The 10,681-nt window shown below is 34.1% G+C and carries 9 protein-coding genes and 1 pseudogene; 7 read left to right on the top strand and 3 right to left on the bottom strand.

All coding sequences use genetic code 11. The features are described from left to right. From FTU86_RS13225 to FTU86_RS13210, 4 genes and pseudogenes are all read left to right on the top strand, one after another. Positions 1-276 (top strand): annotated as a pseudogene (locus tag FTU86_RS13225) (RepB family plasmid replication initiator protein); the annotation flags it as partial. A 78-nt stretch (positions 277-354) separates the two neighbouring features. Next, complete coding sequence (locus tag FTU86_RS13220) at positions 355-873, top strand: plasmid replication DNA-binding protein (protein WP_180048570.1); 519 nt, start codon at positions 355-357, stop codon at positions 871-873. A 298-nt stretch (positions 874-1,171) separates the two neighbouring features. Beyond that, complete coding sequence (locus FTU86_RS13215) at positions 1,172-1,996, top strand: NYN domain-containing protein (protein WP_180048571.1); 825 nt, start codon at positions 1,172-1,174, stop codon at positions 1,994-1,996. A 62-nt stretch (positions 1,997-2,058) separates the two neighbouring features. Further along, complete coding sequence (locus FTU86_RS13210) at positions 2,059-2,406, top strand: hypothetical protein (protein WP_218945242.1); 348 nt, start codon at positions 2,059-2,061, stop codon at positions 2,404-2,406. A 471-nt stretch (positions 2,407-2,877) separates the two neighbouring features. On the opposite strand, the gene FTU86_RS13205 is transcribed toward FTU86_RS13210, so the two are convergent. Beyond that, a complete protein-coding gene (locus FTU86_RS13205; RefSeq protein ID WP_180048572.1) occupies positions 2,878-3,657 on the bottom strand; it encodes a hypothetical protein in 780 nt (259 codons plus the stop codon). A gap of 317 nt (positions 3,658-3,974) precedes the next feature. Here FTU86_RS13205 and FTU86_RS13200 point away from each other — a divergent pair, with 317 nt between their 5' ends. Further along, a complete protein-coding gene (locus tag FTU86_RS13200; RefSeq protein ID WP_180048573.1) occupies positions 3,975-4,229 on the top strand; it encodes a helix-turn-helix domain-containing protein in 255 nt (84 codons plus the stop codon). Beyond that, positions 4,207-5,250, top strand: coding sequence for a restriction endonuclease (locus tag FTU86_RS13195; RefSeq protein ID WP_151707500.1), 1,044 nt, complete (start codon positions 4,207-4,209; stop codon positions 5,248-5,250). Before FTU86_RS13200 ends, FTU86_RS13195 begins: the two co-directional genes overlap by 23 nt. On the opposite strand, the gene FTU86_RS13190 is transcribed toward FTU86_RS13195, so the two are convergent. Further along, entirely contained in the window at positions 5,243-6,922 is a 1,680-nt protein-coding gene (locus tag FTU86_RS13190) for an Eco57I restriction-modification methylase domain-containing protein (protein ID WP_180053123.1), read from the bottom strand. The genes FTU86_RS13195 and FTU86_RS13190 overlap by 8 nt on opposite strands. A gap of 1,356 nt (positions 6,923-8,278) precedes the next feature. Beyond that, entirely contained in the window at positions 8,279-9,040 is a 762-nt protein-coding gene (locus tag FTU86_RS13185) for a hypothetical protein (protein ID WP_180048568.1), read from the bottom strand. Between the two features lie 860 nt (positions 9,041-9,900). On the opposite strand from FTU86_RS13185, the gene repM reads away from it, so the two are divergent. Continuing rightward, positions 9,901-10,681, top strand: a 781-nt coding sequence (gene repM, locus FTU86_RS13180; RefSeq protein WP_180098861.1) for a replication initiation protein RepM, incomplete at its 3' end; no start/stop codon positions are given.

Raw genomic sequence — 10,681 nt, 5'->3', positions numbered from 1 at the left:
ATTTCAGGATTTTCGTTCTCTTTTAAACAGAAAAAAGATACCTCTAAAAAGGTAATTAAGACTGGAAATCCCTCTGATTATTTCTCGAAAATAACTGATCCACAACGTCACCTATTTGCCAATAAGCTTTCTAGACTTCCTGAAATGAATACTTATTCTCAAGGTACAGAAACCTTCGAACAATTTGCTGTGCGCATTGCTGAAATGCTTAAAGACGCTCAAAAATTTGAAGAATTATTCCCTTATCTTCAGAAAGTTGGCTTCCAAACTGCCTAAAATTTAAACTTGATCATTTGTCTATTAGACAGTCTAATAGACAACAACTTTTGACAAGTTTAGGCATAGGTTTACAGCATGAAAACCCTTACAGTTCTTGAACTTTCCAAGCTGTACAACATCAATAGACAAACGATTTATAACAACATAAAGAAAGGAAATTTAAGTAAAAATTCTGATAATAAGATTGATCTTGCAGAAGCGATCCGGGTATTTGGTGAGCCAGTACAAAAACAGAGTGTAAAAGAAACTGTAAAAGTAGACAGTCCAAATTCGGCAGAAGTTTTACTCCTTAGACAGCAGATAGACCTGCTAAAAAATCAGCTAGATGATGCAAAAAATAGAGAAAGCTTCTATCAAAATCAAATTGAAACTATGCAACGACTATTGGAAGCTCCAAAAACCAATACAACGCAATCTGATGATCCTGGATCAACACAGGCAGAATCCACGGTAGAAGAAAAAGAGGAAGTCATAGTGATGACTCCTAAAGAATCAGAGGTTATCGAGAATAAGCGTATTCCAGTCCCTGAACATATTGCGCCAGAACCAGAAAAAAGGGGCTTTTGGAGCCGTTTTTTTAGACCCTATGATTAACCACGATTGTTTAACTAATATGAACAAAGTCGTGAAACTTTGGTCAAAGAATAGGCGTGGAACGTGAAAAATCATAAAAAAAACCCACCTTGGGGAAGATGGGCTATCAACTAGAAACTACAGCATTGAATTTTCAAGAGAATTATAACGCATTTCGTATAAGGTGTATTATGTTAATTTTAGCGAAACTTATTAATTTCAAATAAGCTAAATCTTTATTTTTACTTGTAAAAATAAAATATCATTAAACGATAAAAGCTATAATCTTCATTTATTTTAATATCTCGGGGTAAAGACTTTGGCTGTATCAAAAACAATCTTCAATTTAACAGAAGAAAAAACATCAAAATTAGCCGTACTGATAGATGCAGATAATGCGTCAGCCAAAGATATCGAAAATATTCTCAATGAGCTAACCAAGTATGGTGAAGCAACAGTAAAACGTATATATGGAAATTTCGTTAATCAAAATGGTAGTTGGAAGCAAGCAATTAACAACTTAGCTATTAAACCAATGCAACAATTTGCTTATACAACAGGGAAAAATGCTACTGACGGTTTTATGATTATCGATGCAATGGACTTGCTCTATACAGATCGCATCGATGGATTTGCTATCGTATCTAGTGATAGCGATTTCACTGCTTTAGCTATTCGTATAAAAGAACAAGGAGCAACGGTATATGGATTCGGGAAAAAACAAACTCCTGAAGCATTTCGTAATGCTTGTTCACACTTCACTTATGTTGAAAACTTAACTGGTTACGAAGCACCTGCTCAACATCCTATAGTTCAAGCAAAAGAAGAACCATCAACTATTAAGAAAGAAATAGCTAATACAAGTAGTAAAGATGCTAGTCAAACTAAGTCTCAAACTAGCTCTAATTTGCCATTAGATAAAATCAAACAAGTTTTTGATGCACATGATACTGAATGGATTACTGTAGCTTCTTTAGGCTCACAGTGGAAACTTCTACAAGTTGATTTTGACCCTCGTACATATGGTTTTAAAAAACTTGGAGATTTAGTGAAATCATATACAAAAGTTTTTGATGTAGAAGAAAGACCAACCAGTACCAGTGATCATAAGAACTTATATGTCCGCTTAAAAAAGATAAAATAGCAAATTATTATGTTAATTTTAGCTTTCTTAAATTTAAGGAAGATATTTAATAAAGAGGAATTATGACAACCTGTCCAAAATGTAATTCAACAAATATTGATAAACTTAATTATGGAAAACGCGCTGGTGCTACCCTAGGTGGCGCTGCTGGTGCAGCTGGTGGTGCAGCTGCCGCAATAGGTGGTGCAGCTGCTGCTGGGAAAGCTGGAGCTATGCTAGGGGCTATTGCTGGTCCTGTTGGCATAGTTACCGGCGCTGCTGTTGGGACTGTAGCTGGAGCAATTGCTGGAGCACTTGCAGGTGGCACAGCTGGAGCTACAGCAGGTGCTGTTACAGGGCGTGCTATTGATCAGCATATCCTCAATAACTATGCGTGTCTAAAGTGTGGATATAAGTTTAATGAGGCATAAATATACCCCCATTTAACATAATGGTGGTTATACGCAATACACTTGTATATTAATATAAATATCAAAAACTTAACAAACTAAGAAAAATCCCAAAATGCCCAAAAAGCCGATTTTGAAACAAGTCGGCTTTTTTATGAGCGGTTTTGATAGTTTTTGCCAACACTTTTGCTCAAAAAACACTCAAAACCAAGAATCACATACACTCTATAAGGCTTTCAGCCTAAAAACAATCCACAATTTCTGCGGATAAATCTGGGGCTATTTTTAAGCCATTCTTGTACGCTTTGGCGTACATTAATTTAGGTGATTTACATCTAGAAGCTCTATAACTGAATTTTTATTATGGAATCACAGAACAGGAAGTTCTACATAATAAAAATAACCAACTCAGCACAAGGACGGTCTAGATATGACAGGAGTTATATCTTATAGCCCCCATACGAAAAACCCCGACAGGATGTCGGGTTTTTTTCATTTCTCTTTTTCTATCATGAATTCTTTTTTGACCTTTTCAAAAATATACTCATAAAAAGCATCTGAATCATTTCTGAGTTGAATACTGACAGTATCACTAATACGTTCATCTCTAATCCAGAAATCACCATCATGGATATAACAAGAGACTCTTAAAAAGGGATTTACTTTACCTTTAGCATTATTTGGACAATTATACAGAGGTGTATTTTTTACAAAATAATAGCCAATAACGAAAGGAAGCTTTTTACTTAGCTCTAAGAGAGCATTGAAAGAAGCTTTTGAAGAAAAATGAGTATCTACAACTTCAATTGCAATAAAAGGATTTTGATTTGTGCAATTTAGTGATATTGGTCGACCTAAAATATCAAATCGAACATAACCATTCTCAGAAATGGCAAAAGAAACCTCATCTTGCCATGAATAATCTTTCATCGTTTTTATCGTATGTAATGTTTTATCTGCAAAGCTATGAAAGAAATATGATTTTAATTTTATGGATGGATTTTTGTTTAAGTAGGATAAGAGCTTTTTTATAACAGAATCATGTTCAGTAGAGTCTTTCTGTCTATCTAAATTATGGCGAATTACACCCTTTCTATAAAAGTGAGGAATATCTTCACGATTTCTAATAAATAGTTCATATCTACACTCTTCAGAATCATATAGTTGCTTTGTTCTAGCAAATGCTAATGTTTCTGGGTTGCGTAGATCATTTGGTGTAATCGTTATCCAGTTATTATCTTGCTGATATGATGCTTGTTCATGTAAAGGCATAGTTATCAAGTCAATTTATTGGTGTGTAATAAAGCTTACTTACGGTTGAAAAAATGTATAGGGCTATAAGACATATTGACGACGGGACATGTCGTATGTTTTTTGGGAGTTACACTTAAACTTCGTATAAGAGATTTTATGTTAATCAGATGATCAAAAGGCCCGTGAATAGGGCCTTTCGTATAAGGTGTATTATGTTAACTTTAGAATTTTTTAATAATTAAGAATAATCTACTAATTATCAATGCTACTTATCGTCTGTCGACTTATTGTCATCATATTTTCATTATTTGGACTCAACTAAGTGATTTCAAATAATGTTTCGTAAACCTAGCCATAAATTACTATTGATTATTTCTGACAATTTAAAAGCATTTAGAGCGGCCAATAACCTTTCTCAAGAAGAATTAGCTGAGCTATGCAAATTGCATAGAACATATATAGGGGCCATTGAAAGGTGTGAAAAAAATCTTTCTTTGAGTTCTTTAGAAATAATTGCTGAAGCACTTGGAATCACTGTACCAGAACTATTGACTCCAAGAGAAGGCGATGACACTACCATCAGCGTATGATTACGTTCGTAATATCAAAAATGCTCAACTTACAATTCATGATCCTATTCAGGTAGGAGACCCTAATTTATGGATTCCAGACGAATTTTTAGAAGAACTTTTAAACAATAAATTAATGGGGTTAAATGTAAACTATCCCATTCGCACACGTTCAAAAGTTGTCAAACAAGCTGTTTGTGACGCATTAGGGTATCCAATAGAACAAAAATTCCCAAAATACCAGCCAAGATTTACAGGTCAAAATTTTGACACATACAATCAGCAGTCTTATAACTTACAAATATGGAATGAAGAAGTTTCTCCTCAAAGGAGATACGTTATTATTGGAATCAATAGTCAAAATATCATCTTTAAGGTTAAAGTGATTAGTGGATATGAGCTTGCTCTTTTAGATACTACTGGCACTATTACAAAGAAACATCAAGCTAGCTTCATTCCTTCAGCTACAGTTAATCGAGAGTTAGTTTCCTTATCGGATTCAGTATTGTTGAATCCATACTTAGCTCGCAGTTCATATATACCATCTCTATCGACTGAACCGACTGCTTTCCCAATATCTGGGGAAATTTTACCAATATCCGAAATTTTTAACCGCCTGAGTACCTTAATTGGTCAATCTTTCCCAGATCCAGGACCTACTCAAGAAAGACTAAGAGGAGCTGAACTACATAAATTAGTTTGTTCAGCTTTGGGATATAGCAACTATGCTGATGATGGAAAGTTCCCAGATGTTAAACACCAGTTACTAGAAGTTAAGTTACAAACATCGCCAACTGTTGATTTAGGTGTTATCTGTCCTAATCAGATAGATAACTCGGGAATTTCAATAAACAGTACAGCGATGCGTTACTGTGATACACGATATGCTGTTGTATACGGAGTTACAAATGGCATCACAGTAACGTTGACTCATTTAGTAGTTTCTACTGGAGCTGATTTCTTTTCTCGATTTACACAATTCCAAGGCAACGTGGTAAATGGAAAAATACAAATACCATTGCCCTATGACTTTTTTAATTAATTTCAAATACCTTAAAGACAAGTTCATCTAACTTGTCTTTAAGCTGTAATACATCTTCTTGATCTATTTCTTCATAGATCATCTTTGATAAGTTAATTAGTTCTTGAGATATCTCTAATTGAGGATCAGGAATAGGAAACTCTTCAACATATTGTTTCATGAATCTTCTCTTACCTGAATAGAGCTTATTGTTAAATTTATAGTCGTAAAACTGCTCGATAAACTTAGAATTCGCAACAGCTAAACATAGCCATAATAGCTCATCATCTTTACTATCATCTGGTGTAATCCAATAGCATTCACCATTAACGACATTACCTTCCAGATCTATCCAAAATTTTGGCTTTTCTGAGATATCTTGGAAAACAATCTTTGGCTTATCCCAAAGGTCTGGATTTTGTGGAACCCACAACTCATACCAATTTCGACCGGCTTCAATCAGATATTTCCTTCCACTCAATTGATCTTTGTAAGCCTCTAAATATTGTGCAGTGGCTGGATACTGATCTATATCTAATGCTTTTGTCTTTCCATTTTCACTTGTATGCGGATAAATAATTTCTTTAGGCTTATTTGGCCTAATAGCCTTAAATTGTTGCGCACACTTACTAGTTAACAAATATTTGATTAATTCAGGCTTCGGATCAAAAGCATCCCAATCATCACGTATAAATACTTTATCTGCTGTAGATTTGACGCCTACTCGAATTGGACCAATATCTTTAAATATCTTCCACGTATTCATAGCTACTTTCTGTAACCATGAATTGCTTTCCTTAGTTGTTACAGTCCATACATTATTTTTAGAATTACATAAATCTAATATTCCTCTAATAATTTCAAATTGAGATTTACCAATTTTAATATATTGAGTAGTACTATCAATTTCTGAAAAAATCGTTTCAACATCTTTATGATCTTTTTTTGATTTTTTAACTTCATAAACAGTAATAAATTCAGGGTCACCCTTAGTTTTTTTGTTGTTTTTCTTAGAGAAAACTAATGCTGGTAATACAGCTGCTGAACTAAATACCTTCGTATCACCCAAATCATAAATAGACTGTATATCTAAAGTTTCTAATAAATAATCTCGTAGTACATGACCAGATTTGATTGATAAAAAACGATTTGATGTAATAGTAGCTAATACCCCGTTATTACCAAGTAAATTGGACATAGCCATCATAAATGCATAATAAATATCCGTTTTTCCTTTTAAATTAAAATCTTTTGCTATCTTCTGAGATTTTTCACTACCAATAATTTGAGTACGAATGTAGGGAGGATTAGCAATAATGATGTCAAAGTCTGAATCTTTATTGGAATCATAAAATTCCAAAAAATCATCCTTTAATAACTTCAACTTAACGTTAGAATATTTCTCTTCAATTGATGAAGTAATTTTTTCAAAATTAGATTCATCGAGATCAACCCCAATTATTTCAATTTCTGAAAATTTCTCTGTATCTAAATTTAAAAGCAACTGCTCTATAAGGATTCCATCGCCAACACTTGGATCCAATATTTTAATTTTTTTATTCAAAAACAATGCATTATCTAAATAAGAAAGAGCTTTTTTTGCAACAAATTCAGCTAATTCAATTGGTGTATATGTAACACCATTTTTTTTATCCTCATGAATATTTTGAAATCGAGGGAGGGAGATATTCATGAATTTTTCATATTCCACTATAACAATCAACAATTATAACTGTGTAGAAAATAAATTTTTCATAGAAAATGATCCAAACGCCATAGTTTGACGTAATTCTGTCTATTTAACATAAAATCTCTTATACGAAGCTAGAAAAACCTAGAATACATTTCGGGCTCATAAAGACCATTTCCTAATCAACAGTTTGTCGATCATTCATTTTTGATTATTAATCTCAAGCAAAACGAAAAAATTGTGAATCCTAATTTTTTTAGATATAGTTAATTATGTAATGCAAATTACCGCACTCCTCAGCGCAAGAGGATATGACCATGAAAAACACAAAATCTAGGCATTAGCCTTACAAAATTTCTCTTCTCAAAGTAAGAAGAACGATAGTAGGCGTTAGCCCTTAATTTAGGGCTGACCACCCTAATTACATCTATTGTTTTCTTTCATCTCTACTAAATCCTGGCGAAGCTGCATGCTGGGGAAACCTCGCTGGTGCGGCATTCGAAGGGGGCTGAGAGGTGCAATTCCTCTCTTCTACCTAATTAAAAATTCAGTTGTTGGGCGACTTGGAAACGGGCGACATGGTGACATGTCTAAACCCTGTGTTTAAGAAAGTGGTGAAAATCCATAGCGTCTGACCATGAGCGATTTTGGTCTGATGTTCTGATCAGGTGGGCGGGAAAATATTATGTGATACGGAGAAAAACCGTATGTGGTTGCAAAGAGAACCTTTGGCGAATCATTGGCACTTGTGAATACATAAGCAAGGTCACCCGAATAGCTTAAGCCTGTAACGGCATCTCTCTAGAGATGCTGATCAGTAAAGAAATACTGCACTATACCCATTAACAGACCCGTAGCTGCTATAAGTGAGAGCTTCGAACAACTGCTCGCGAAAGGACAACCCTCGACTGAGGATGTATAAAATTGGCGAATGTGATGAATCGGGTTTAGCGAGAGCGTGGATTAGGGCGTATTTTTGATTTTAAACATTAACAAGGGAACTTTCACAGAGTGTAAAAGCTCTAAGCTAATAAGCCTTAGGCGGTGACGTACTAAGTTATAAAATGCTGAAGTGAGAGGGGAGATCAGGCAAGTACAAGCCGAAAGGTGCAGGCACTGCGAACGAATAAAAACGCAAGTGGTGCTAATTGGGAAAGCCTGAGCCGGGACGTAGTAGAGAAAAGTGAGAAGGTGCTTGGTCAGCAATCAGGTTGGTCACCTGATAAAACCTGAATACTTTAGAAAAGAGAACAATTTAGTAACTTCGTTACTATTCACTTCAAAACAAATTGACTTTTAAATGACATTTAAAAGTTTATATCTTTCAGAGCCTATTTCCATTGGATTTAGGCTCTATCTTTATTTTTTTATTTTAATCAAATCCTCAAAGGAATCATGGGAATAGGGCTTTATTAATTTAAAAGGAGGATGTGTGAAATTAAAGATAAAGGTAGGATGAGCTTTTTTGTTCTTTTTGAAAATCACATTTTTGATTACCCCAACATCATGTTGAACCCCAAAACTTGGATAAAGTTTTTCCAAGAAACTTAATTCACGTTCAATTCTTGAATAAATTTTTGGCTGATCTTCATCCCTATATTCTTTAGGAATATTCCTGGCTTTCTCAAATAGTTTATTTATTTTCTCAATTTTTCCTTTAATAAAATCCTTGTGCAATCGTACAACCCACTGATGGGAACTGTAATTTTCATACTTACCTCGAAGTCTTAAAGGAATTTCCAGTTTCTCAATGGTATAAACAGGTACTAATTTGTTATCAATATATGATTTCATAGCAAGTTTTTGAGTCTTATCAAAAATTGATATGAAATTTTCCTTACGTTCTAGACAAAAAATTTCATTTAAAACTTGGCTCCCTTTTTTAGAAACTTTATATGCCTCGGGGAAAGTTTTAAAAAAGCTCTCATCTAGATGAAATAAGAAAACCAAAGTAACTAAGTTCGCGGTTTGAAGATTTCTATTCTGTAGAACTAACAAATCAACTGGTGGAATACGTTTTTTGTTTCTACTTCTGATCGTCGCTGAACGATCAATCTTAAATAAAGCAGAGTACTCGTCAATCTTGGCTTTAGCTTTCGTTTCAGGCAGTGTAATGGTCAAATGATAGGAAGTACCTAGACGGACTCTCTTCTCAAGAAAAGACAGAAAATGGTGAGTTTGAGAACAATAAAAAATATAGGGGCAAGGCACAGTAAACCTCCAAAAGTTTTTAAATAACCTGTTCAGGACTGCTTACTGTGTAAGTTCAATTTATACAGAGATTAGTCAATCGTCAACTACATGTTTAATAATAATAAAAACCAAAACCCGAAGGGTTTTGATGTAAAAAAAGTCAAACAGCTTTATTGGTTGTTCTATAAAAAAAAGAAAGTGGGCAAATTGCCCACTAATATCTGCTTCTAAATAATGTTACAGAGCGAGTGTCTACGAGCGAACTGAAAAAATTCGCGCCTAGACTCTCTGAAAAACATTCTTTTAAAAATGAAAACTTAGAACAATAAGAAATTAGATGCAGATCTTTAAACCTAGATCGAGCGAAGCGAGCATAAAAACTTATGAGCGAAGCGAATTCCTAGTTCTTTTTCTTTTTATGATTTAAACCAGGTATTAGCCAAAAAATTGCCCCAACGAACTGAGCTTTAGCGAAGTTCAATAGAGTTTGAGCGTAGCGAAAACCAAGGGCAATTTTTCATGATGTATGCTTTTAATTATTTTAAATGCTTTTAAATGCTTTTAACTCGTCTGAAAGCCTTGATATACAATAGTTTCAGAGTCCATTAAACTAGGTTTATCGACCCATTAAACTAGGTTTATCGACCCATTAAACTAGGTTTATCGACCTTTAAAGCTAGGTTTATCGACCTTAAAGCTAGGTTTATCGACCTTAATAATTTTAATAGACACACTTATTTAAATAGTCTATTGTATAACCTAGTTTAATTATAAATTTATTATTAGAAATGAGTGAATTAATCGTTAAAGATAATGCCTTAATTCAAGCTAGCTATACGTTAGATACTGTTGAACAACGTTTAATTCTTCTAGCTATCGCTGAAGCAAGACAAACAGGTCATGGGATAACAGAAAATAGCTTATTAGAGGTACATGCAAGTAGCTATATAAATACATTCAATGTTGAAAAACATACTGCCTATACAGTCCTTAGAGATGCGTCAAAAAGCCTCTTCGATAGATACGTCACATACCATGATGTTAATCCTAAAACAGGTAAGGATCGTAGTTTCCATTGCCGTTGGGTTGATAAAATTGGTTATGAGACTCAGTCGGGAATTGTTTATTTAAGATTCACTCAAGATATTGTTCCTCTCATAACTAGACTAGAAGAGAACTTTACTAAATATGAGTTAGAGCAAGTTTCACGTCTAACTAGTTCTTATGCTATTCGACTCTATGAGTTGCTGATTCAATGGCGATCAGCAGGAAAGACTCCTGTTTTTGATCTGTCTATTTTTAGGCAGCAATTGGGTGTCGAAGCTCACCAATACAAAACTATGAGCAACTTTAAAACCTATGTTTTAGATTTTGCACTCAATCAAATAAATGAGCTAACTGACATAACTGCTAAGTACGAACAACATAAGAAAGGACGTACCATTTCAGGATTTTCGTTCTCTTTTAAACAGAAAAAAGATACCTCTAAAAAGGTAATTAAGACTGGAAATCCCTCTGATTATTTCTCGAAAATAACTGATCCACAACGTCACCTATTTGCCAATAAGC

Origin of the sequence: Acinetobacter sp. YH12155, assembly GCF_013418255.1 — a bacterium.
Classification (GTDB): Bacteria; Pseudomonadota; Gammaproteobacteria; order Pseudomonadales; family Moraxellaceae; genus Acinetobacter; species Acinetobacter indicus.
Note: the sequence above shows the minus strand (reverse complement) of the source record. Positions and strands in the feature narration are given on the sequence as shown.

Excerpts from the sequence above, each read along its gene's own strand:
- FTU86_RS13190 (WP_180053123.1), bottom strand. The coding sequence starts at position 6,922 with ATGAATATCTCCCTCCCTCGATTTCAAAATATTCATGAGGATAAAAAA.
- FTU86_RS13200 (WP_180048573.1), top strand. The coding sequence starts at position 3,975 with ATGTTTCGTAAACCTAGCCATAAATTACTATTGATTATTTCTGACAAT.
- FTU86_RS13210 (WP_218945242.1), top strand. The coding sequence starts at position 2,059 with ATGACAACCTGTCCAAAATGTAATTCAACAAATATTGATAAACTTAAT.
- FTU86_RS13220 (WP_180048570.1), top strand. The coding sequence starts at position 355 with ATGAAAACCCTTACAGTTCTTGAACTTTCCAAGCTGTACAACATCAAT.
- FTU86_RS13205 (WP_180048572.1), bottom strand. The coding sequence starts at position 3,657 with ATGCCTTTACATGAACAAGCATCATATCAGCAAGATAATAACTGGATA.
- FTU86_RS13195 (WP_151707500.1), top strand. The coding sequence starts at position 4,207 with ATGACACTACCATCAGCGTATGATTACGTTCGTAATATCAAAAATGCT.